The sequence below is a fragment of the Flavobacterium ginsengiterrae genome (assembly GCF_039539785.1).
GTDB classification, from domain to species: Bacteria; Bacteroidota; Bacteroidia; order Flavobacteriales; family Flavobacteriaceae; genus Flavobacterium; species Flavobacterium ginsengiterrae.
Genome location: NZ_BAABDU010000004.1, coordinates 102,003 through 127,127 on the forward strand (window position 1 = coordinate 102,003; position 25,125 = coordinate 127,127).

A 25,125-nucleotide genomic window follows, 5' to 3' on the forward strand; every position below is an offset into this window, starting at 1 on the left:
TTCATAAAATCTCAAAACATCAAACCTTTGAACCTTTGAACCTCAGAACCTCAGAACCTCAAAAAATAAAAAGCATCTTTCAATTAAGTAAGATGCTTTTTTTGCGATTTGTAATTTTTCAACTAAAACAAATCTATTAGAATAATTTATAGGTAACACCAACTCTAAAATTGATTGGCTGTTCTGTCTGCCAGTAATAGTCGTAACCATTCGTAGTAAGAACCGCTGTTAAGGTATTTATCTAAGATATTAAATACATGTAAAATCGTACTTTAAAACAGTTGTAATTAATTCAGACTGCTTATCTTTAATGCTTCAAAATTTTTCCCAAAAAAAAACTTAATATGAATACTACCAATATTACACGAAAAGTGGCGATTGTGGGATATAACCGAATTCCTTTTGCAAGAGCCAATACTGCTTACGCACAGGTAAGTAATCAGGAAATGATGACAGCAGCTTTAAACGGACTTGTAGACAAGTACAATTTGAAAGGCGAATTATTAGGCGAAGTTGCGGGAGGTGCCGTAATTAAACATTCGTATGATATGAATTTAATCAGAGAATGTGTTATGAAGACTGCGCTAGATCCGGCTACTCCAGCCTGCGATATACAGCAAGCCTGTGATACGGGTATTGAAAGTGCTGTTTACATTGCCAACAAAATTGCTTTAGGACAAATAGACTGTGGTATTGCCGGAGGTGTAGATTCTATTAGTGATATGCCAATTGCAGTAAGTGAAAAATTAAGAAAAACGTTGTTGAAAGTCAGACAGGCAAAATCATTAGGAGAAAAAATAAAATTGTTTTTAAAACTTCGTCCAAAAGATTTTTCTCCGCTTGTTCCCAGAAATGAAGAAACTCAAACAGGACTTTCAATGGGCGGACATACTGAAATTACGGCCAAATATTATAAAATTGCCAGAGAAGATCAGGACAATTTAGCATTGGCGAGTCATTTAAATATGGCTAAAGCTTATGATGAAGGCTTTTTTAACGATATGATTACGCCGTTTAACGGACTTGAAAAAGACAATAATTTAAGACCCGATTCTACTATAGAAAAACTGGCAAAACTTAAACCGGCTTTTGATAAAGTAAACGGAACTTTAACCGCAGGAAACTCTACTCCTCTTACCGACGGAGCATCATGCGTACTTCTTGCCAGCGAAGAATGGGCAAAAGAACGCGGACTGCCAATTTTAGCTTACATTACTTTTGCTGAAATTGCAGCTGTAGAATATGTAAAAAATCAACAGAATCTTTTATTAGCACCTTTATTTGCAGCAAGCAGAATGCTCGAAAAAGCGAATTTAAACCTTCAGGATTTTGATTATTATGAAATTCACGAAGCTTTTGCCGCACAGGTTCTGGCAACTTTAAAAATTTGGGAAAGTCCTGAATTAAGTGCCGAATTAGGTTTAAAGAAAACACTTGGTGCAATTGACCGAAATAAACTAAATGTAAAAGGAAGCAGTCTGGCAGCTGCGCACCCGTTTGCCGCAACAGGCGGAAGAATAATTGGTGTAATGGCAAAGCTTTTAAACGAAAAAGGTTCGGGACGCGGGTTTGTTTCAATTTGTGCAGCAGGCGGACAAGGTGTTACTATGATAATCGAAAAATAAATGAATATTTTACAAAAATTTTTGGGAACGATTTTTCCCCCTTACAAATTTAGCATTAGACGAAAAGAGCAAAAAATTCTTTTTAACGCCATAATAAATGCTTTACCAGAAGACTTTTCAAAAGATCTATCTTTAATAAAAACACAAACAAAAAATAGTACTTTTTTTGATTTAGGGAAATGGGAATTATTCCCTGAATTTCAATATGTTGTTATGTTTTATAAAAATGAAACATATTACAAATTTAGAAAAAGAGGAAATAATTTTAAAATTTCTGGTCTAAAAATATTTTCTAAATTAACGAACAAGTTTGAAGAAATTGAAATTTTGATTCAGGATAACTTAGTTTCTGGTTTAAAAATTCAGAATTCTAATTACCATTTAAATGAATTTAAACTATCATCTATTGATAATACAAGCTTTTCAATTAGTCATTTTGAATTCCCTCAGAATGATATTGATCATTTTTATGATAGTTTAGATAACCAGCTGAAAGAAAAATTGAATTATAATGAATTATTTGATATTGATTATAACGGCAGAACGTTTTATGTTATTTATGATTTAGAAGACGGAAATTATATAGCCGTGGATAAAAAACATTCTGTATATTCTCTAGTTCATGATGCTAGACCTGCTATTCATAAAATGAATACAACATTTCTACAAATTTTAGAAGAAATTGAAACTAATCAATTTAATATAGAGGATCATCTTGAGTCAAGATACAAAACATAAACCGTTTAAAATAAAAAAATCCCAGCACAAACACTGGGATTTTTTTCATCATTTAAAAAGCAAATTCTTCAACAGAAGATAATGCTTTTGGAAGTGCATTTTCGGCAAAATCAGGAATCGCAGTTCCTTCTACACGAAAAGTAGTAACATCTGTCATTCCCATAAAACCTAATACAGCTCGAAGATACGATTCTGAAAAATCGTAACTTTTATAAGGTCCTTCAGAAAATATAGCACCGGATGCAATCGACAAATACACTTTTTTATCTGTAACAAGTCCTTTTGGCCCTTCGGCTCCGTAACTAAACGTCTTCCCTGCTCTTGCAATCTGGTCAATCCAGCCTTTTAAAACCGCCGGAATACCAAAATTGTACAAAGGCACACCAATTACAATAATATCAGATTCCAGAAGTGTTTCAATAGCTTCATCTGAATATTTAAGCACGCTCGTCTGCTCTGGTGTATGCGCATCAACAGGCGTATAAACAGCACTTATATGCGAGTTAGTTAAATATGGTAAAGGTGTTTTAGTAAGATCAAGCGTCTTAACTTCGGTTTCTGGATTTGCAGCAGTTAATTTTTCGATTACTGCATTTGATAATTGATTACTAAATGAAGTATCTCCGTTAGTACTGGTAATTATACGTAGAATTTTTTGGCTCATAATGTATATAATTTGTTTTACGATACAAACTTATATACATTTGCTATCTCTTTTATAGTACTATCCTTGAGGATAGCGCTATCCTTGAAGATAGTAAAGCACAAAATATGGAAACAACAACAGATATAATAAGCGAAATCGTAGAAAAAGATTGTAAACCGCAAGAATGTATGGCAGCGTTACTGCCTGTCCGTGACGCATTAGAAGTTTTGAGCGGGCGATGGAAACTGCCTATTTTAATTGCTTTATCTGACAGGCCAAAACGATTCAAGGAAATTTCTAAAGACATCAACGGAATTACTGATAAAATGCTTTCGAAAGAACTTAAAGATCTTGAAGTCAACAAACTTGTTATTAGAACTGTTTACGACACTTTTCCGCCAACTGTAGAATATTCAAGAACAGAACACAGCAAATCGCTTACCAATGTTATTATGGCATTAAAAGACTGGGGAACTTTGCACAGAAAAGAAATTATTGGGAAATAGTTTTTTTTTAAAGGTGCTAAGGTTCTAAGTTTTCTCAATGGATTCAATTATCTGCAAAATCTGTGAATATTGTACAATCTGCGTGAAATACAAATTTATTTAAACACTACAAAAACTTTACATCAAACTCCTCATCTCAAATTATTCCTGAGCTCAGTAAAACGAGATTGTTTCTTAAAAAAGATAACATTAGAGTTTTAACATATTATACAGAAAAAGATTAAATTTGATTACCCAAATCATTTAAAATTCTGAATAATTATGAAAAAAAAGCTACAATTTAATTTCAGGAATCCCAAACTAATTTATTTCACATTCATTACTGTTTTACTGATTTCAACGCAGTCTTACAGTCAGTACATCACTCAAAATCTTGCTCCGACAGCTGTAATAAAAGAAGGGCTTGCCCTGGAACAAGCACCAGACGGCAGAATCTTTATTGCAGAAAGAGGCGGTATCGTTAAAGTTTTTCAAAACAATACTGTTTCAACGGTTTTTACTGTTAATACAATAACAGACAGCGAACAAGGACTTCTTGGCTTAACATTACACCCAAATTTTGCGGCAAATGGTTACATTTATGTTTTTTATGCTATTGACGATGGTGTAATCAGACACAGAATTGAAAGAGTAAAAATAGATAACTCCAATCAGGTCTTAAGCAGACAGGAAATTTTACTTCTTGAACCTATTGGCGGCGGTTTTCATAACGGAGGCGATTTAAAATTCTTTAACCAATATCTTTATGTAACTGTTGGTGACAGCCAGCAGAGTACTAATTCTCAAAATTTAGATACTTACAAAGGAAAAATTCTGCGTTTAACAGAAGAAGGACAGCCGGCACCGGGAAATCCATTTTACGGAAGCGGTTCTGTACAAAGACAAAGCATCTGGGTTTATGGTTTTAGAAATCCATGGCGTTTGGTTCCAAATGAAACTGCCAATAAATTATATGTATTAGACGTTGGAACTTCATGGGAAGAAATAAACGAAATCAGCAATCCTGCAATTCGTAACTATGCATGGGGACATCCGCAGGGAGGCGACGGAAATCAAACCGAAACCAATTTATTTACCAATCCAATTTTTACTTACGCTACAGGAAGTATTGGAAACGCATTAACAAACGGAGTGCTATATAATCCAACAATTTCAAGATACCCTAATTTACAGGGAAAATTTATCATTAAAGATTATGTTAGAACCGAAATAAGATCTTTTGACCCAAATATTGCTGATCCTGTTTCTACCGTCTTTTTTGTGGCACCGCAGCAAATGGCACTCGGAATGATGCTAGGCAACGACGGCTATATCTATTATTGTGCTTACGGAAACAATGGTTCTTTAATCAAACTCGATTATATTGAAACCGCAGCTCCTACTATTGTCAATCATCCGTTATCGCAGAGTATTATGGAAACTAATCCTGTAACATTCAGCGTTTCGGCAAGCGGTACAGGTTTAACCTATCAATGGCAGTTTAACAACGTAAACATAAACGGAGCAACAGCTGCTACTTATACAATACCCAATGTAACAAACGCAAATGCAGGAAATTACAGAGTTATAGTTACCAATACAGCAGGAAATGTAACCAGCAATCAGGCTGTTTTAACTGTTACACCGTTTAGCAACGCTCCTACTGTTTCTATAGTTTCTCCTTTGCCAACATTAAAATGGAATGCAGACGATTTAGTTGCTTTTGAAGCTTCGGCAACCGATGTAGAAGACGGAACACTGCCTGCAAGTGCTTTTTCATGGAATATTGATCTTTTTCACGAAGATATTCCCGGAGCCGGCCACTCTCATCCCGGTGCAAGTCCGCAGGGCTTAAAATCAGGAACTTTTACAGCCTCAAATCAGGGAGAAAAAACACCAAATGTGTGGTACAGATTTACAGTAAAAGTAACCGACAGCAACGGCTTAACCGGAACAGCATTTGTTGACATTAAGCCTAATTTAGTCGATGTTACAGCAGCAAGTTCACCCGTGCCGCTTAATTTAGAATTCAATCAAAAACCGGTTACGGCGCCTTCAACAAAACAAGTTGTAGCAAATGCTGCTCTTCAGACTTTAAATGCTCCAACACCGCAATACATTGGAAATATGCGCTACGATTTTGACCATTGGAGTCAGGGCGGAAATGCTAATCAGACTTTTAAAGCTCCGGCTACTGGAACAATTACTTATACTGCATTTTATAATGAAACAACACTTCAAAATGCACCTTATCAGGGAATAGTTGCTCAAATTCCGGGAGTTATTGAAGCCGAAAATTACGATATCGGACCCGGTGCTTTTCTGGATAAAAACGGCGGAGGCGATACAGCTTACAGACCCGGAGACGGCGTAGGAACTGAAGTGTGCAATGAAGGCGGTTTTAATTTAGCCTATGTTGCAAAAGACGAATGGTTAAAATACACCACAAAAGTAAATACAACCGGAAACTACACCATAAACCTGCGAATTGCAACACCTTATAACAATAGAAAACTGCATCTTGAAGTCGATGGCGTAAACGTAACCGGTGTAGTAAATATTCCAAATACAGGAGGATTTCAAAACTGGCAGACATTTGCAGTGCCAAATATCCCTTTAACGCAGGGAAATCACGTTATTACCTTGTATTTTGATGAAAACGACACCAATGTCAACAAAATGGAATTTGTATTATCTGGAAGCACAGCAGCTCCAATTGCCGATTATGAAGTAAGTCCGCAGACAGGATGTATAAATACTGCTGTAACTTTTACCTCAGTTTCCGTAGGAACTGTAGACAATTACCTTTGGAATTTTGGCGAAGGTGCGCAGCCTGCAACAGCCACAGGAGCGGGTCCGCATACTGTACTTTACGGCACCGAAGGAACAAAAACTGTTTCCTTAACAGTAAGCAATTCAATTGGAAATAATACCAAAAACAATTCGCCTTTTACGGTGCACAATTGTACTTTGGGCGTAGAAAATCCAAATAAAGAATCAAACAAAATCACTGTTTATCCAAATCCGTCAAAAGGATTATTTCATTTGTCAAAAGAACTGGAATGGACTGTGTTTTCTGCTTCGGGAAGTAAAATTAAGGAAGGTTCAGGAAATGTAATTTCAATTTCGGAACACGCTTCAGGAATATATTTCATAAAAACCAATGCATCCGCGAAAGCAATACGAATCAGCAAACAATAATTATTTACAATAAATCACTAAAAAAATTAAAGAGCCGGAAAGTTTAAAAAATAAACTTTCCGGCTCTTATATCATAATACAGCTCAAAAACCTCTGTCTCTTTGAACCTCTGTCTCTTCGTCCCTTTTAAAAAACCCTAAACCGCAAAATAAGGCGACAATATATCTTCAAAATTGTAAAAACCTTTTTTCTTGTCTTTTATATTTTCGGCTACAAAAACAACTCCGTTTCCAAAAGCTTCTCTTGAAATAGATTCGTGAATTAAACGCACAGTTTGATACGGAAATCCAAAAATAACTTCGTGTTTACCTACAATTCCGCCCGCTCGAACTGAATTAATGTTTTCTTTTTCCACATCAAGTGCCTCAGCAATTTTTAATGCCGTGCCGGATGTTCCCTGCTTTTTCTTAAAATGTTCTTCGTTGACTTCAATATCAACCCACGGCGCAATTTTCTTTAAAAATTTAGCAGCAAACAATAAAAAGTTTACACCCAAAGTAATATTAGGCGACCAGAAAACGGTGGTTTTATCTGATAATTTTTCCAGAAGTTTTAATTCATTTTCTTCATAATGAGAAATAGCCGAAATAATTTTTACGTTCTTTTTAGCCGCAATTTCGCCATACGTGTAAATTCCTTCGTTTGATGAAAAATCGATAATAACATCTACCGGATGATTTTCTAATAATTCTTCGATAGAACTGTTAGCGCTTGAATAGATTAATCCGGGTTCTTCTGACTCGATTCCTAAAAATTCCGGAACCGATCTGTGTTCTAAAACAGTACTTTGTCTTAAAACCCATTCCAGTGAGAATTTTTTGTTTTCCAGTAAAATTGATGCTACTGATTTTCCAGTCTTTCCAAATCCGATTAATCCTATTTTCATATAATATTTTTTAATTGAGTATTGAAACTCGTTAGCAGAAATGATATTTTTAGAAGGCTGAACAATCAAAGAAATTGTCTCAAAAAAATACCCCTAAAATATCCTAGTTTGATAAAAATAGGAATTTTATAACAGTTTTACTAATTAAAATTGACTTTTATAACAATGCAAGCTCTTATTATTAAGATTTATTCTATTAATACAGTTTTTAATGTATTTGTTTCATTACATAATTTAAAATGATTTTGCAGCTAAATCTCTACACATATTCTGCTTCGTAATATTTAAAAAAATTAGCAGTAAAAAAAAGATTTAGTAATGTACAACTAAACATATTTTCAGTAGTTTTATGACCTGAATCCCCCAAATCAATTCAGTAAAGAATGGCTTATAATACAAAAGAATTAATCAGGTTTTTAGACGCCCAGAATAAACTTTATTTAACGGCTCTTGATGAAATTAAAAAAGGTAAAAAAGAATCTCCGTGGATGTGGTTTATTTTTCCGCAGATAAAAGGAATGGGTTCCAGCGATACTTCAAAATTCTATGAAATTAAAAATGCCGATGAAGCCATCGCTTTTCTTGAACATCCTATTTTAGGCAAACATTTAATTGAAATTACCGCAGAACTTATCAAAAAAGAAGAAGAAACAGTCGGCGATATATTTGGTTCTCCAGATGTTGCAAAATTACAGTCATGCATGACACTGTTTGCGAGCATTCAGAATACAGAACCGGTTTTTCAGGAAGTACTGCATAAATATTTCGACGGATCATCTGATTTTCATACACTACAATTATTATACAGCAATTTATAAGAAGTAAGAATCAATTTGCAAATACACGAGATCTTTTAAAAATAAAGCCTATTTAACGGCATTTATAAATAAGATATTTATATTTGCAACGCTGTTGCGTTTATTTGTTTGATAATTAAACTTTTAAACTTGCAACGGAAATACCACGGAATGAAAAAGAAAATTGCATTTATAAATTTCCTGATGTCTTTTGCAGTATTGTTCGCCATGCTGTTTCAGACGGTTCACTCCTACGAGCATATTTTAAGACAGGCATCAGAAAAACACTGCGATCATAAATACACTGCCGGGCAAAAAGAAATAACACACAGCCACTCTGTCGATTCTAATTGTCATATTTGTCATTTTACCTTCAGTACGTATATTCCAAATACTTTTGAGGCATTTTCATTTCATAAAACAACCGTTGAAATCTCTGGTATATTCTTTTACTTTGAAAGTATTTCAACCTTTTTTAAAGGCAGTCTTTTTGCACTGCGAGCGCCTCCCGCACTTTTATAATTACTGCATTTCAATTTTTCAGGTATAAACAGTTTTACCTATACTATTTAGGAAAAAGAAAACATGTTTTACTATTTTTTTTGATGTATCTCTTTCGGATTCAATCAAAAACACGTCTGTTTTCCTGCAGTAATTCTTCAATACACAAATAATTTTAAGCTTTTAAATCTTTTTAAAAGCCTGAAAATTATATATCTATTTTAAAAAAAATCAAATTTTCTCAATAAACAAACTTATGCTTACAGCAACAAACCTCACCAAGAAATATGGCGATTACACGGCTTTAAATGCCTTAAACTTAACTATAAAAGAAGGCGAAATCTTTGCCCTTTTAGGACAAAACGGCGCCGGAAAAACCACTACTATTAATTTATTCCTGGGATTTATTGAGCCTACTTCGGGTGAATTGGAAATCAACAATATTTCGGTTACAGAAAACAATCAGGAAACCAAAAAACATATTGCCTATATTCCAGAAACGGTAATGTTATATCCAAATCTAACTGGTTTAGAGAATCTTAAATTCTTTTCGTCGCTGGCAGGATTTAAATATTCGGCAGGAGAACTGACTTATTTTTTAAGCAAAGCCGGACTTCAGGCTGCAGCGCATGATCAAAACTTAGGCGGTTATTCTAAAGGAATGCGTCAGAAAGTAGGAATCGCGATTGCCATTGCCAAAAAAGCAAAAGTGCTTTTGTTAGACGAACCTACAAGCGGTTTAGATCCAAAAGCATCTAATGAATTTTCGCAGATTTTAAAAGAACTTTCAGCAGACGGAACAGCAATTTTAATGGCAACTCACGATATTTTCAGAGCAAGGGAAGTCGCTTCGCATATTGGAATCATGAAACAGGGAAATCTGGTTACGGTTATTGAAGCTGATAAAATATCGGCCAATGAGCTGGAAGATTTGTATTTACAAACCGTTTAAGATGAAGAATATATTTTCTATTTTATTCTTAATTGGTCTTGCAAATCATGCACAGTCGCAGGAAATTAGAGGAAAGATTATCGATAATATTTCCAAAGAAGCCATTATCGGAGCATCGGTAGAAATTTTAAACTCTAATAAAGAAACCGTTACAGATCAGGACGGAAATTTTAAACTAGAAGGTCAGGGAATTATTGAAATTTCGGCAGCAGGTTACAAGACCTTACAGCTGAAATCGAGTTCAGATTTTATGACTATTCAGCTTGAAACTGACCGAAATGAATTGCAGACTGTTGAAATTTTAGGCCGTTCGACTAAAAAATACAACAGCGATTATTCGTTTGCAGCCACAAAAATTGCCACTTTAAACAAAGATATTCCGCAGTCTATTTCAACCATAACCAAAGAATTAATAGCAGACAAAGGCGCTTTTTATCTGGCCGATGCCGTAAAAATGTCCAGCGGCGTAATTCCGGCGAGTTATTACAATCAATACACGATTCGTGGTATCAGCCAAAATGAAGAAGGTCAGATTATTAACGGAATGCGAACGCGTCAGTATTATTTTCTGCAGCCTTTAACGAGCAATATAGAGCGTATTGAAGTTATAAAAGGTCCGTCGAGCGCCACGTTTTCGTCTGTAGATCCGGGCGGAAGCATTAATATGGTAACCAAAAAACCTTTGGCAATAGACCGAAAAGAAGTCAGCATGAGCGTGGGAAGTTTTAGCACTCTTCGCGGAACACTTGATTTTACAGGACCTTTAAACGAGTCAAAAACGCTTTTGTATCGTGTAAACGGTGCGTATCAGCAGGCTAAATCGTTCAGGGATTTGGTTAATAATAAGTCCTTTTTGATTTCTCCGTCGTTCAGCTATATTCCAAACGAGAAAACGGCAATTAATACAGAACTTATTTTGAGCGACATGACGGGGACTCTGGACCGCGGGCAGCCAATTTTTGGCGCCGTTGCCGGAAAAACCAGTTTAAATAAAACGCCAATAAGTTTGAATCTCGGCGCTTCGGGCGATTTCTTTAAATCAAAAGAAATGATTTTGATGACCAATTTTGCGCATAAATTCAACTCAAAAATTGGTTTTAATGCTTCGTATATGAAACAAACCTGGACAGAAGATCTTCAGGAACACAGAACTACAAATGCTTTTGCGGTCGATATGAATAATCAGCCGGTTTCGAGTCTGGCAATGATGCAGTTTGTTCAGCGTCAGCAAAATTGGGATGTAGACAACTTAAGTGCGTACTTTAATTTTGATTTTAAAACCGGAAATCTCAATCATAAATTATTAACGGGTTACGATTTAAGCAGCTGGAATAAAAATAAAGGCGGCGGACAAAACGCGGCAAGAGGTTATTTATTGAATGACGGAACGGTTGCAGGCTCTTTTGTACCGGCAAATGCTTCTAATTATCAAACTATTACGGTAGACGGCATTGAACTGCCAAAACCAAATGTAGAATATTTCAACTTAAATAATCCGGTGTATAAAATAACAAGCCCCGAAGATTATACTTTAAATGTTCGAACTGCGCTTCCATCTGCATTAACGACTACAAATGCGGTTTATATTCAGGATCAGATTCAATGGGAAAAATTGACCGTTTTATTGGGTTTAAGAAGCGAATGGTTTGAAGATATTACAAATTACGAAACCAATAATGAGCTGAAAGTCAAAAAATCTGCCTTACTGCCAAGAGTTGGAATTACGTATGCCGTAAACAGCGCAATTAATGTTTACACGACATATCTAGAAGGTTATCAGCCGCAATCGAATACGGTAACATTAATGCCTCAAACAGGTTCTCTGCCTGCTGGAAGTTTGTTTGATCCCCTGGAAAGTGATTTAAAAGAAGTGGGAATAAAAACTACTTTTTTAAACAACAGCATGAGTTTTAATGCGGCGATTTACGAAATCAATCAGCGCAATATTTTAATGAATGCCAACGATCCTGTAAATCCTGATTTGCTGGTAACAAGAGGTGCTGAAAGAAGCCGTGGTTTTGAATGCGATTTAGCCGGATATATTACTCCAGACTGGCAGATAAACGCCTCGTACAGTTACATTGATGCCGAAATTACCAAAGACAGCAATACGGCTTTAATTGGCGCGAGAAAGCAGAACACACCAAAAAACAGCGCTAATTTATGGACTCGTTATAATTTTAAAGCTGACTCTGCTTTAAAAGATTTAGGAATCGGAATTGGAATGCAGTACCAAAGCAGTAAAGTGCCTTGGTTTACGCGCGATTTTACACTTCCTGATTTTACCATTTTTGATGCTGCTTTGTTTTACAAACCTAGCAAAAGCAATGTACAGATTGCCGTAAACGCAGGCAATTTATTAAACAAAACGTATTGGCTTGGCGCGCAGAATTATCTGCGTTTATTTCCGGGAAGTCCAAGAAATGCAAGTCTTACGGTAACTTATAAATTTTAATTTATATGAAATTATTACAAACAGAAATTCTTATAGCCCGACATTTTAAAAACTCTGTTTTTAAAAATCAGGCACTTTATATTATTACTTTTTTTATTGGCGCACTGCTTTTATTTGCTGCTTTTTCGGGTTGGGATAATTACAAAAGCCAAAATGAAACCAGCGAAAAATATCAGCATGAATCGCGCGAAGACTGGTTAAAAAATCCCGATAAAAATCCGCATAGAATGGCGCATTACGGCAATTTTGCTTTTAGAAAAAGTACATCGCTGAGTGTTTTTGAATTTGGAATGGAACCATTTTTTGGAAATGCCATTTTTATGGAAGCACACAAACAAAACACGGCTAATTTTTCTGAAGCAGGATTTTCAAACAGTATGCTTCGTTTTGGCGAAATCAGCATTGCCATGGTTTTGCAGATTTTACTGCCTTTGTTAATCTTTTTTGTTGGGTTTAATTCTGTAGCTTACGAAAGAGAAAACGTAACTTTAAAAATACTTTTAAGCCAGGGAATCAGCTGGAAACAGCTTTTATTTGGAAAAATTCTGGGTATTGCCGGCGTTATAATGCTGCTTTTTATTCCCACGATTATCGTGCTGGTTTTAATTTGGTTAATACTTCAAAACTTTTCAATTTCGGCAGATGAAACCATTAAAATGCTGCTGTTTATTGTCTTTCATTTTATTTATTTAATGTTTTTTTGTGTCGTGGCTGTTTTGGTTTCGGCATCAAGCAAAACCTCAAAAAAAGCTTTGGTTTCGTTAATTGGAATCTGGCTTATTTTTACCATTATTCTGCCAAGAACTACACAGGCAGTGGGTGCGTATTTGTATGAAGCGCCTTCTAAAACTCAGTTTACCAGCGATATCGAAAAAAATATCCTGAAACAAGGAGACAGCCATAATCCAAACGATGTACATTATAAAGCCATAAAAGATTCTTTATTAAGAGCTTACAAAGTCGATTCGGTACAAAAACTTCCTTTTAATTATTCGGGATTTATTATGACCGAAGGCGAAAAAATCAGTTCGAATATTTACAACAAACATTTAGAAGAACTGCTTAAAATTTATGCCAGACAAAACAGTTTTTCTAAAGCGGTATCGTTTTTAAACCCTTATATCGCGATGAAAAATCTTTCGATGGGATTATCAAATACTGATTATGATTCGTACATCGATTTTCAAAAACAAGCCGAAAAATATCGTTACGGAATGGCGCAGAAAATGAATGCTTTACAAGTTAAATACATCAGCAATAAAAAACCCGGACCAAACGATAAACCGCTTACAATTGGCAAAGAACACTGGGCAGAAGTTGAAGAATTTCATTATGAACCAAAAGGTATTGCGGAGGTTTTAAAAACCGAAATTGTTTCTGTTATTTCTATTCTTTTATGGGTAATTCTGTTGTTTATTTTAATCAGAATTGCTGCTAAAAATCTAAAAGCCATTTAATATGTTAGTACTCTTATTTAAAAATTTTATACGCTCAAAAGGTACCAAAATTGGTTTGCTGTTTTTACTTCTTATTGGTTTTATAAGCCTTTTAATTGGTCGTCAGTTTCAGGAAAAACAGCAAAATAATATTGCCGAAGCTGCAGTTTATCAAAAGGAACATATTGCCAGAAATGCTGCTTTTCATAAAGACGAAATTGGGCTTCTCCTCTACTACATCAAATTTTCTCTGGTTAATAAAACGCTTCCTATAAATAGTCTGGCAATTGGCCAGCGCGATGTAAATCCGTCGATTCAAAGTGTTACGATACGCGGTTTAGAAGGTCAGAAATACGATTCTGAACTTAATAATCCAAGTAATCTTTTATCCGGAAATATTGATTTCAGCTTTGTGCTTTTGTATTTGTTTCCGCTTTTGATTATTGCTTTTTCATATAATATTATTTCCGAAGAAAAAGAATCAGGAACTTGGAAAATTGTGGCTACGCAAAGTTCTAATACCTTTTTATACATTTTAAAACTGTTTTATGTTCGAATTTTAAGCTTAACAACACTTTTAAGTTTAATACTTTTAGCCGCAGTTTTGTTTTTGCAGATTCCGCTTGATAAGGCATTTTTTGTTTTTTACGGACTTTCAGTTTTGTATATTTTGTTTTGGTTTGCGGTTTGCTTTTTTGTTGTTTCGCTTCAAAAAAACTCAAATTTTAATGCGGTTATTTTACTTACTGTCTGGCTGTTTTTGATTATTATTCTGCCTGCGGTAATTAATACTTACATTATTAACCGATACAAAGTTCCTGAGGCTTTAGAATTAACACTTACACAGCGAAATGCGTATCATGAAAAATGGGATATGGATAAACAGGAAACGCTGGATAAATTCTACAAACATTATCCGCAGTTTAAAAATTATCTTCTTCCAGATAAAGAATTCAGCTGGCTTTGGTATTACGCCATGCAGCAAATGGGCGACGATGAATCGGCAGTACAGTCAAAAGAATTAGAGACCAAACTATTGCAGCGCAACCGCGCAGGCGAATTAATCGCGCAGTTTATTCCAACGCTTCATACGCAGATTCAGTTAAATGAAATTGCAAAGTCTGATTTGCGAAACCAGCTTTTGTTTTTAAAAGAAACAACGCAGTTTCATGAAAAACTAAGACTGCATTTTTATCCAAAAATATTCGATAATGCTCCGGTTAACGAACAAAAATGGGAAGATTTTAAAGTCGAAACCTTTACAGATAACACTGAAACGAGTTTTATGAAAGCCTTTTTACCATTACTGCTTTTCAGTTTATTATTGATTGGTTTTGGATGGAGAAATTTTAATCGAAAGATTACTATTTAAGGCTTTTTTTAACCGCAAAGGCACTAATAATTACGCAAAGCCCGCAAAGTTTTTTAGACAAAGCTTTGCGGACTTTGCGTTTTTTACAGCCTTAGTATACAACAAAACCCTGCGTGCTTTGCGGTTAAAAAACAGTCAAACCAAACCTTTTCTGAATAAAATTTTCAGTAAAGGTCTTTATTTTTATTTTATTTAGAATTAATATAAATAAACTTCTATATTTGCCGCTTTCTGAGCAAATTAAGTACTTTTCAAAAATACTTATATGGCTTCTGTAAAGTAAATTTCGTTTAATGAACAACAATACCAGTTTCGAATTAGAACTATTTCATTCTTTTAAGAATGGAGACGAAACTGCGTATACTTTTTTTTACGATAAATATTTCAGAAGAATCCAGTCATTCAGCGTTCAGTTTATTTATGACGCTGATGAAGCCGAAAATCTGGCTCAGGAAGCTTTACTGCACTTATGGCAGAACAAGGAAAATGTAGAATCTATAAACGGGATTCAGGCTTTTTTGTTTACTTACGCCAAATCTAAATGTTTGAATTTAATCCGCCATAATAAGGTAAAGGATAAATTTAAAAACGACCTGCTTAACCACCAAGAAAGAGAACTGGATATTGAGGTTTTAAATTCGCTGCAATTCGACACTTTAGAACTAACCGAATTAGAACGCATTATTCAGGAATCTATTAACGAATTACCTCCCAAAACCAGAGAAGTTTTTATAAAAAAACGCTTCGAGAATAAAAAAAATGCAGAAATCGCCGAAGAAATGGAAGTTACTTTAAAAGCCGTTGAAGCCCACATGACAAAGGCTTTGAAGATTTTAAAGACGAAATTATCGGATTATTTGTTCTTGATTTTTATCCTTATTTATAATAATTAAGAATAAAAGGTAGGGTTTTTTATTTCTGAGGTGTACTAACAATAACGAGAAGTTTTAATACTCAAATATGACATCGGAAATAATACAAAAATATCTTTCTAACGAAGCTTCAGAGCAAGAAGTTCAGGCACTTTTTGAATGGATTGAAGAATCGGCAGAAAACAAGAAACAATTTATAACGGCAAAGAAAGCGTGGGTTCTTTCCGGCATATCTAAAGATATTTTTAGTGATTCTGTTCCATTAATTCAAATGAAACCTAAAAACAAACTGAGGAAGTATTTAAGTTACGCCGCAGTATTTTTAGTTCTTATTGGGTTAGGAAAAACTATTTTATTATTTACCGATAAATCTAAAACATCAAAAGAAATTGTTCTGGAAATGGGCGACGGCCGTCTGGAATATTTTTCTGGAAAAAATGAAACCACTTTAGTAAATGACAAAGGAGATTTGGTGGCTAAAAGATTTCCTAATCAAATCATTTATTTTGGTAAAACTTCAAATGATAAAGTGGTTTACAACACACTTACTATTCCATACGGAAAACGATTTAAACTTAAACTTTCTGACGGCACTATTGTGAGTTTAAACGCCGGAAGTTCATTGCGTTATCCGGAACAGTTTGGCATAAACGGAAACCGAAATGTGTATTTAACCGGTGAAGCTTTTTTTGAAGTAGCCAAAGATAAAGAGCATCCGTTTATTGTAAATGCCAATCAGGTTGATATTAAGGTTCTTGGGACAAAGTTTAATGTGAGCGCTTATCCCGAAAATCCTACTGTTAACAGTACTTTAGTTGAAGGAAGCATCCAAATGTCTGAAACTGCTGATCCTTCAAATGCAATTTTGCTTGAGCCAAACCAAATGGCGACATGGCAGAATAATGCTAAAAAAATTACCCTCAAAAATGTTGATGTTTCCCTTTACTCAGCCTGGACAAAAGGAGAACTCGCATTTAAAGACACCCCATTTTCTACAATCGCTAAGATTATTCAGCGCACCTACGACGTTGAAATTATCAATCAAAATTCTGACTTGGCCAGACAGAATTTTACTGGTACAATAAATAGCAGCGAATCTAGTGTCGAGAACATTTTAGACCTTCTAAAACGCGACACTCCTTTTAATTATTCAATTGATCATAAAACAATTACAATTACCAATCCTCGATAAATAAATAAACATGACATTTGCGATACAACCCGTTTTAAGAAAAATTCTGTTTTTCTTAGCCATTCTCATATCTGGTTTTAAAGGATTTTCTCAGAATAAACTCATAACATTACACGTAAAAAACAAACCTATAAGCCTAATTATCAAATCAATTGAAGAACAAACTGATTTTAGAATAATTTATAATGCTAAAAAAATAGACACTGACCAGCTTGGCGATTTAGATGTTAATAATGCGACTCTTGAAACGGCTTTAACACAGTTATTAAAGGATAAAAATATTTCATTTTACATTCAGAAAAAGCAGGTTTTATTAACCAGTGCTGCTCCTGATACATCGAATGCCGATACTCATGAAACGGAAAGATTTATTACCGGAACGGTTTATAATGCTAAAGATAAACTGCCTCTTCCGGGCGCGACAATCCGTATAAAAGGAACCGGAATGGGCGCTATAACTGATTTTAACGGAAAATTCGTTTATCAGTTAAAAGGAAATAATATCCCAAATCTGGTTCTTGAAGCGGGATTTTTAGGAATGGAAACACAATCTCAAAAAGCCGAAGATAAAAAATCGTTTGTTTTTTATCTTCAGGAAGTTACAGATGAATTAAATCCGGTTGTAATTACTTCTTCTTATGGAACTGAAAAATTAAAAGAAGAAATTGTGGGGAGTATTTCGACATTGCAGGCTAAAGATATTGCTGTTGAACAGGCTTCTGAAAGTTTTGATAAAATGATAACCGGACAAATTGCAGGAGTTTTGGTTGAAAATACGTCTGGAGTTGGTGGTCCTGTAAAAATCAATGTTCGTGGTCAGGGAACTTTATCTTCTTTAAACGGATCTATTACAGGTACTTCATCTCAGCCTCTTATTATTGTTGATGGTGTCGTAATGAGCGAAGAATTTGCTATTGACAGTAACTCGTTTGATGGAAGTGGTGATTTCGCTGAAAATCTGGCAAATCCATTAATGAAAATTGCTCCAGAAAACATTGAAACTATTTCTGTTTTGAAAGATGCTGCAGCAGTTGGTATCTATGGTGCCGATGGTGCAAACGGTGTAATTTTGATTACTACCAAAAAGGGAAAAAAGGGAAAAACACAGTTTGGTTTTTCTAATCAGTTAGGGGTTTCTTCTGCCATTAATCAAATTAAATATTTAAATGGAGAACAATACACAGAGCTTCGAAACGAATATTTGAAAAATACTACGCCAACCCATGTTCCTTTTGCATACAATGGCATAAATACAGATTGGTTTAACATATTAAACAGATCTGGTATTTTTAATAAGTACAATTTTAATGTTTCTGGTTCAACTTCTAAGTTTTCATACCGTACAAATATTAGTTATACAAAAATTGATGAACCGCAGATTGGAAACAAAACCAAACAATTAAATGCCGGAATTAATTTAGGTTATAATTCCGGAAAGTGGGACATTAACTTAATGATGAATCCTAGTTTTGTACAAAAAGATGCGCCAAATATTTTTTACAGTTTTGCCTATATTCCTACCCTTGCGGTTTATAATGCAGATGGCTCTTATGCTGATTTAGGAGTAAGCGGTTCAACCAGAGGAAATCCTTTGGCTGCAATCGAACAAAACAAAAATGAAGCACAAACTTTCGGTCTGTTAGGTAGTTTAAATTTATCTTATAAACTTAATAAAAACATCAAATTCTCTACTCTTTTTGGTATGGATTATACTGATAAAGAACAGGATCGCTACTTTTCTGCAGCAAATGAAAGCGGACAGAACAATGGAACTTTTACCCTCGACGGAATTAGCAGACCAGCATGGGGACGCCGTGTTATAAATCAAAGAAATTCTTTAAAATGGAACTGGCAGGGACAAGCATTATTTAATAAACAATTAAATGAAAGCAATGAAATTGATGGTGTAGTTGGATTTGAACTAGCTGAAGATAAAACTGATGTTAATTACAAAGCTGGAATAGGTTTTTTAAATCCGGAATATATTCACAGTGTAGCAGAGGCAATAAGAGATGACAATCCGGATACACCAGCTGATGAATCTAAAAGCGGGCAGACTTACAGAAGTGAAATTAGTTATAATTCAAGAGTTTCGCTATTCTCACAATTAAATTACAACTATAAAAAACGTTATTTTTTACTGGCGAATTATCGTCGTGATCAAAGTTCTGTTTTTGGAGACGATACTGATGTGGCTCATAATGGCGGTTTGGGAGCAGGATGGATTATAAGCAATGAAAATTTTCTGAATTCTAATTCATGGATTGATTTCTTGAAATTAAAAGCCAGTTATGGTACAACGGGAAATTCTAAAATTGGTTCATACAGATCTGCCGGATTGTATAATATTGGCCAAAACCAATATAACGGTTCAATTGGGGCAACTGTAGGAACTGCGCCTAATGGTAGATTACAATGGGAAAAAAACACAAAATTCAATGCAGGATTTGATTTTAATGTTTTCAAAAGAGTTGAATTGACATTAGAATATTATTACGATAATAAAAGTGACTTAATTACTTCCAGAGATATTCCAACAGAAAACGGTTATAGTTCTGTTCAACTAAATGCGTCAAGCATGTATAATAAAGGTTTTGAACTTACTACAAGAATTAAATGGATAAAAAGTAATGCCTTTAAATGGACAACTGCATTCAATATATCAACAGTCGATAGTAAAGTTACGTATCTAAAAGGTTTAGGAAGTGATTATTCTGTGGCAAATTTAGCTCTGGCACAAAAAATCGGTTACAGCACTACAACATTATGGGGAGTAAAATGGATTGGTGTAGATCCGGCAACAGGCAGGGATCTTGTGCAAAAAAATGGTAAAGTTTACGATGCTAAAACGTATAATGATTTATATACAATCGCTGACTGGGAGCCTATTGGAGATAAACAAGCAGATGCTTATGGAGGTTTCTATAATAATTTTACTTTTTATAACAATTTAACTTTATCAATTAGAGGAGATTATCAAATTGGCGGGGATTTCTTGGTATCAGATGCTCTTGTAGACAAATATTCAAATACTTCTAATAGAAATTTATCTGTTAACGCTTACGATTACTGGAGAAATCCCGGAGATAATGTTTCGCAGTCAGCAGTTACGGCATCTCCTCTACTGCCAAACTTAAGTAAGTATATTTATGATGCAACCTATATCAGAATTAGTAATGTTAATTTAAGTTATAGTGTTCCGTTAAAAAATAGTTTTCTGGATGCTCTTTCTGTTTTTGCAGATGCTACAAATGTGGCATACTGGTACAAAGAAAAAAGCCCGAAAGGAATGAATGGAATACGAGAGTATAGTTATACTTATCCTCAGGCAAGAACAATTTCGCTGGGAGTTAATGCTAAATTTTAAGAAAATGAAATATTCAAAATACCTATCAATATTTTTCCTGATCCTTTCGCTGCAAAGCTGTAGTGACTTTTTAGAACAAGAACCCGGAACAGAAACTTCTATAGACGAACTTTTTCAAAACAAAAAAGGTGTTTTACAAGCACTTACAGGACTTTACTATGACCTGGAAGGCAATATTAGACCAGAACGTTTTGCCGTTTATGCTGATTTACAAGGCGGTAATCTAAAGTTTGCTCCTACTGCTACGGGAAGTCTTAAAGGACAAATTTCAATATCATCAAATATCGAGCAAGTTTATTCTTTTGAAGATTTAGCTCTAACCAGTAATTTTAAATCATTTTATGATACTAATTATAAGATAATAAATCAGGCTAATTTAATTTTAGAGTACACTCCTGCTATAACTGATGCTACAGAAACTGAGAAAAATCAAATAAAAGCAGAAGCTTTGACTATTAGAGCTTATGCCCATTTTCTTTTATCGCTTGTATACAGTCAGGATTATAAATACACCCCAGATGCCTCACATTTAGGAATAATTTACAGCACAGAATCTATTAAATCCGGAATAAAATATCCGGCAAGGAAAACTGCTGCAGAAACTTATTCTTTAATTATCGAAGACTTAAAAACAGCTATTGACAATTATTCAGACAGTTCATTGCTTACAGGTTCTGCAACATCTTTTTTCAGTCAAAAAAGCACAAAAGCATTACTGGCAAGGGTTTATCTTCAAAAAGGAGACTGGACAAATGCTTACGATGTTGCAAATGATGTAATTACAAATTCTGGTGTTGTATTAACCAGTAAGGAAAGCTTAGTTGCAGAATGGGAAAAACCAGATCTTCCTATTTCAGAAATCCTGCTTGAATTTTCAATTCGAAAAGATACCGAAGGAAACGTTTCATCATCAATGGCGCAAGTTTTTGGATATACCTCAGATACAAACTTTCAAAAATATACCGCTTCAAATGATTTAATAAATCTATACGAAAACACAGATTTAAGAAAACAATTATTTTTAGAAAAATCGCTTTTTACAATTGTAGATGGTGTACAAACAACTCGTAACTACAATTTTACTAAAAAATTTCAGGATAACCCGGGTTATGTTGCTTTCAGACTCAGCGAAATGTATTTAATTCGTGCCGAAGCTGCTTTAGAAACAAATCGTGCAGATCAGGCAATGGCAGATATTAACATTATCCGCGCCCGCGCAAATGCATCATTACTAACCAGTACCGCTAATCTAAAAGAAAATATCTTTTTAGAAAGAAGAAAAGAATTATGCTTTGAAGGCTTTTTATTCTTTGATATCGCCAGAATGCATAAAGATGTTTCAAGAAACGACGGTTGTATCGCTACAGTCTGCAGTATGACTTATCCGTCTTTAAAATACGTACTGCCAATACCAACATTCAACACTAATCTTAACCCAAACTTGCAGCAAAATGACTCGTATTAAGATATTCAGTATAATATTTACGGCCATATTATTTACATCTTGTTCAAAAGATGATTATAAAATAGGCTCCGACATTGACCCATTTGTAAGATTCAATTTTTTAGTAAAAAGTGATAATACACCTTTGGAATATCCGGCTGTTAATGGAAGTTTAGTTCCTCAAAACACTTATGAAAACAAATCTGTAAAAACATTAAAAGTTCCGGTAGCCTTAACAGCCCGTTCGTTAAAAGAATCAGTTACAGTTCATTTTAGTGCCGAAACTACAGGTATAAGCGACAGTTTTAGTGTAAATCCGGTAAATGAACTTTCATTTCAGGGAAATAAACTAACAGATACCATTTATGTTTCTTTTGATAAAAGATGGGCTGCAAGCCAAAATATCACTTTAAAACTGGAAACAGTTTCCAATCCTGATATTCATATTGGAAATTTGAATACAGAATATACTAATGACACTTTTAAAATTGATTTAGGTGCCATTTCAACTAATCATACATTTCCGGTAACATCATACAACATTAAAGGTGAAATTGGCGAAACTATTGATTTTAGAGTGAATTATCCAAATGGCTTTTTCCCTGAAGAAATTGAAAATGCTTCTATTTTTAAATTCCAAAACGGTTTTGAATATTCGTTAACACATGACGATTACGGCGATAACAGAACTTCTGTAAACTATCATTTAACGCTCTTAGAAGACCTTCAAAATGATGATGTTCGCTACGAATCTAAATTAACGTTAATCAACATTCCTAATTACACAGCTACCGGAAATATCAATTTAACTATTGCAAAACCAATAAAATCTTCAAGAGACGTTAAGGCGTATCCGGCATCTAAATTTACAGATCCAACAAATGCATTTTATTTAACTTACGGCGAACATTGGTTTAGTAATACTAGTGGTAATTGTGCATGGCAGACATTCAACGCCTTAACTTTTCCTGTAATTGTTACCAAAGACGATCCAAATGCAATACTTTACAGTGACAGAGGAACCACAAATCCTAACGATGATATCTATCACGATGCATTTAAAATAGGTTTTAACGTAGCCAGCGGAACAAATACAGTTAATTCTTTTGGTTTAAAAAGATGGTTTTCTAACGAAAGTAACTCAGCAGCAATTTCTCCGGGATTTAATATTACCTCAGCTTTAGAATTTTTCCCGGCAAACGGAAATAGTAAAACAGAAGGAACTGTTCTTGTAATTCCGCAGGATATAACAATTGGTTCGAGTGCAGCAAATACACATATTATTGCGATTTCCGGAGAAGGAACTTACAAAGAAATCAGCAATGGTTTATATGAAATTTCATTTGAATTAAAACTGACAAACGAAGAATTGTTTGGAGGAACAGTTTCTACACAATATAAAATGTATAACAACAAAACATATCCAAAGCCAGCTGCTTTAAGCATTCCATGTCCTAAAGAAGTTACGCTTTAATTTTAAGTTGTTTCAAGTTTCAGGTTGAAAGTTTCACGTTCTATTCGAAACTTGAAACATGAAACTCGAAACAAAAAAGCCTTAATGAGCTTTGTCAAAGTTTAAAACTTTGACAAAGCTTTTGGAGTCTAGAATAAAAAGTTTCAGGTTTCAGGTTTCAGGTTTCAAACAGAACGTGTAACCTGAAACTTGAAACAAATCAAAAAAAAACAAAATCAAAAAAAAACAAAAAAATTGAAAAAACTAATCTTCCCTATTCTTTTCCTGCTGAGCTTATCGGCTTATAAAAGCGTGGAAAATCCTGATTACATTGATATTCAGGAATTACGAAAAATCTATTCCAGCGGAGATGTTTCGAAATGGCCCGCTGCAGAACTGCATGAAAATGTCGATAAATCTAAATTTCAGGATATTGGCGTGCTTCCTGCTGTTCCTTATCCAGCTTATAATCTGTATTCGAAGGAAAAAGAAAGTTTAGGAAAGATTTTATTTTTTGATCCAAGATTATCAAAAAGCGGTCAAATTGCCTGTGCTTCCTGCCATAATCCGGAATTAGGATGGACTGATAATCTTACTCGTTCTTTTGGTCACGACCGCCAGACTGGAAAACGTAATTCTATGACCATTTTAAATTCGGCGTATGCCACATCTTTGTTTTGGGACGGACGTGCTTCGAGTTTAGAAGATCAGGCGCAGTTTCCTGTTTCTGATCCTTTAGAAATGAACGAAAAACTAACGATTGCCGTTGATAAAATTGCTAAAATTAAAGGCTATAATTCGCTGTTTACAGCTGCATTTGGAGATAAAAAAGTAACACTTGAGCGAATTCAATATGCGATTGCAACTTTTGAAAGATCAATCAATAGTCCGAAAAGCAAATTCGATCAGTTTGTAAGCGGAAAATCAGACATTTATACCGATCAGCAAGTAAAAGGAATGCATTTGTTTAGAACTAAAGCGCAATGCATTAACTGCCACAATACGCCTTATTTCAGTGATAATCAATTCCATAATGACGGACAGACTTTATTCGGAACAAAAAATGAAGATTTCGGACGTTATAATGTAACCAAAGATGTAAAAGATATTGGCAAATTCAGAACCCCGACTTTACGCGAAGTGGTAAATACAAAACCGTGGATGCATCACGGGCACTTCCCTACTTTACTCGATGTTGTCGAATTGTATAATTTAGGAAATCCATCGCCGGTTCAGAAAAAATATCTGGGAACAGCAAGAGATTCATTGATTCCAAAATCAGATCCAATGCTTAGAAAGTTAGATTTGAGCAAAGAAGAAATTGGTGATTTATTAGCATTCATTGAAACATTAAGCACGCCGACAAGAAGAATTATGACCCCAGAAATGCCGAAGTAATCATTTAAAATGAATTAGAAACTAAATCAATCTAAATAATTATCTATGAACAAATTAATAAATCAATTCGAAGTAGTTTTATTCCTGTATCAAATCGCTCTTTTATTGCATTTTATCTTGTTTTCCATTTCTATTTATTATGTTTTAAAGAATAAAAGCAAGTTCAAAAATCCTTATTTAGTAATCATTTTTTCTTTTTTATTTCCTTTTATCGTTTCGGTTCCGCTTTTATTCTTTTTAGCGAAAAGCGAGAAATCTTTAAAAGCAAAAACAATTTAAAAACAATATAATTTGTCGTATTGAAA

The 25,125-nt window shown here is 34.4% G+C and carries 18 protein-coding genes; 16 read left to right on the plus strand and 2 right to left on the minus strand.

The genetic code is table 11. From position 1 onward, the window contains the following. Window positions 1-344: 344 nt before the first annotated feature. Window positions 345-1,625: an acetyl-CoA C-acetyltransferase gene (locus ABD859_RS10880; RefSeq protein ID WP_345144150.1), complete on the plus strand. Its 1,281-nt coding sequence runs from the start codon at window positions 345-347 to the stop codon at window positions 1,623-1,625. Beyond that, window positions 1,626-2,363 (plus strand): hypothetical protein, encoded by a 738-nt coding sequence (locus tag ABD859_RS10885; RefSeq protein WP_345144153.1) that lies wholly within the window; start codon window positions 1,626-1,628, stop codon window positions 2,361-2,363. Window positions 2,364-2,415: 52 nt separating this feature from the next. Here ABD859_RS10885 and ABD859_RS10890 read toward each other — a convergent pair whose 3' ends face one another. Beyond that, complete coding sequence (locus ABD859_RS10890) at window positions 2,416-3,027, minus strand: FMN-dependent NADH-azoreductase (RefSeq protein ID WP_345144155.1); 612 nt, start codon at window positions 3,025-3,027, stop codon at window positions 2,416-2,418. 107 nt (window positions 3,028-3,134) lie between these two features. On the opposite strand from ABD859_RS10890, the gene ABD859_RS10895 reads away from it, so the two are divergent. Together ABD859_RS10895 and ABD859_RS10900 are read left to right on the plus strand one after the other, a co-directional pair. After that, window positions 3,135-3,515: a winged helix-turn-helix transcriptional regulator gene (locus ABD859_RS10895; protein ID WP_345144158.1), complete on the plus strand. Its 381-nt coding sequence runs from the start codon at window positions 3,135-3,137 to the stop codon at window positions 3,513-3,515. A 261-nt stretch (window positions 3,516-3,776) separates the two neighbouring features. After that, on the plus strand, window positions 3,777-6,695 hold the full coding sequence (locus tag ABD859_RS10900) for a PQQ-dependent sugar dehydrogenase (RefSeq protein WP_345144160.1): 2,919 nt from the start codon (window positions 3,777-3,779) through the stop codon (window positions 6,693-6,695). A gap of 136 nt (window positions 6,696-6,831) precedes the next feature. Here ABD859_RS10900 and ABD859_RS10905 read toward each other — a convergent pair whose 3' ends face one another. Continuing rightward, window positions 6,832-7,581, minus strand: a complete 750-nt coding sequence (locus tag ABD859_RS10905) for a 4-hydroxy-tetrahydrodipicolinate reductase (RefSeq protein ID WP_345144163.1) — start codon at window positions 7,579-7,581, stop codon at window positions 6,832-6,834. 383 nt (window positions 7,582-7,964) lie between these two features. On the opposite strand from ABD859_RS10905, the gene ABD859_RS10910 reads away from it, so the two are divergent. From ABD859_RS10910 to ABD859_RS10965, 12 genes are all read left to right on the plus strand, one after another. Continuing rightward, a complete protein-coding gene (locus tag ABD859_RS10910; RefSeq protein ID WP_345144166.1) occupies window positions 7,965-8,399 on the plus strand; it encodes a DUF1810 domain-containing protein in 435 nt (144 codons plus the stop codon). Between the two features lie 150 nt (window positions 8,400-8,549). Next, window positions 8,550-8,900, plus strand: coding sequence for a hypothetical protein (locus ABD859_RS10915; RefSeq protein ID WP_345144168.1), 351 nt, complete (start codon window positions 8,550-8,552; stop codon window positions 8,898-8,900). A gap of 235 nt (window positions 8,901-9,135) precedes the next feature. After that, on the plus strand, window positions 9,136-9,831 hold the full coding sequence (locus ABD859_RS10920) for an ABC transporter ATP-binding protein (RefSeq protein WP_345144170.1): 696 nt from the start codon (window positions 9,136-9,138) through the stop codon (window positions 9,829-9,831). Between the two features lies 1 nt (window position 9,832). Further along, entirely contained in the window at window positions 9,833-12,286 is a 2,454-nt protein-coding gene (locus ABD859_RS10925) for a TonB-dependent receptor domain-containing protein (protein WP_345144172.1), read from the plus strand. Between the two features lie 5 nt (window positions 12,287-12,291). After that, entirely contained in the window at window positions 12,292-13,743 is a 1,452-nt protein-coding gene (locus ABD859_RS10930; protein ID WP_345144174.1) for an ABC transporter permease, read from the plus strand. A 1-nt stretch (window position 13,744) separates the two neighbouring features. Beyond that, on the plus strand, window positions 13,745-15,094 hold the full coding sequence (locus tag ABD859_RS10935; RefSeq protein WP_345144176.1) for a DUF3526 domain-containing protein: 1,350 nt from the start codon (window positions 13,745-13,747) through the stop codon (window positions 15,092-15,094). 293 nt (window positions 15,095-15,387) lie between these two features. After that, window positions 15,388-15,987, plus strand: coding sequence for an RNA polymerase sigma-70 factor (locus ABD859_RS10940; protein ID WP_345144178.1), 600 nt, complete (start codon window positions 15,388-15,390; stop codon window positions 15,985-15,987). A 67-nt stretch (window positions 15,988-16,054) separates the two neighbouring features. Beyond that, window positions 16,055-17,158: a FecR family protein gene (locus ABD859_RS10945; protein WP_345144180.1), complete on the plus strand. Its 1,104-nt coding sequence runs from the start codon at window positions 16,055-16,057 to the stop codon at window positions 17,156-17,158. A gap of 10 nt (window positions 17,159-17,168) precedes the next feature. After that, window positions 17,169-20,525, plus strand: a complete 3,357-nt coding sequence (locus ABD859_RS10950; RefSeq protein ID WP_345144182.1) for a SusC/RagA family TonB-linked outer membrane protein — start codon at window positions 17,169-17,171, stop codon at window positions 20,523-20,525. Between the two features lie 4 nt (window positions 20,526-20,529). Further along, window positions 20,530-21,990: a RagB/SusD family nutrient uptake outer membrane protein gene (locus tag ABD859_RS10955; RefSeq protein WP_345144184.1), complete on the plus strand. Its 1,461-nt coding sequence runs from the start codon at window positions 20,530-20,532 to the stop codon at window positions 21,988-21,990. Then, the gene (locus ABD859_RS10960; protein WP_345144186.1) at window positions 21,977-23,443 is read left to right on the plus strand and encodes a hypothetical protein; all 1,467 of its coding nucleotides are present in this window, start codon (window positions 21,977-21,979) and stop codon (window positions 23,441-23,443) included. Before ABD859_RS10955 ends, ABD859_RS10960 begins: the two co-directional genes overlap by 14 nt. A gap of 234 nt (window positions 23,444-23,677) precedes the next feature. Beyond that, window positions 23,678-24,820 carry a cytochrome-c peroxidase gene (locus ABD859_RS10965; RefSeq protein ID WP_345144188.1) on the plus strand — a complete coding sequence of 381 codons (1,143 nt, stop codon included), beginning with the start codon at window positions 23,678-23,680 and terminating at the stop codon, window positions 24,818-24,820. Window positions 24,821-25,125: the final 305 nt, after the last annotated feature.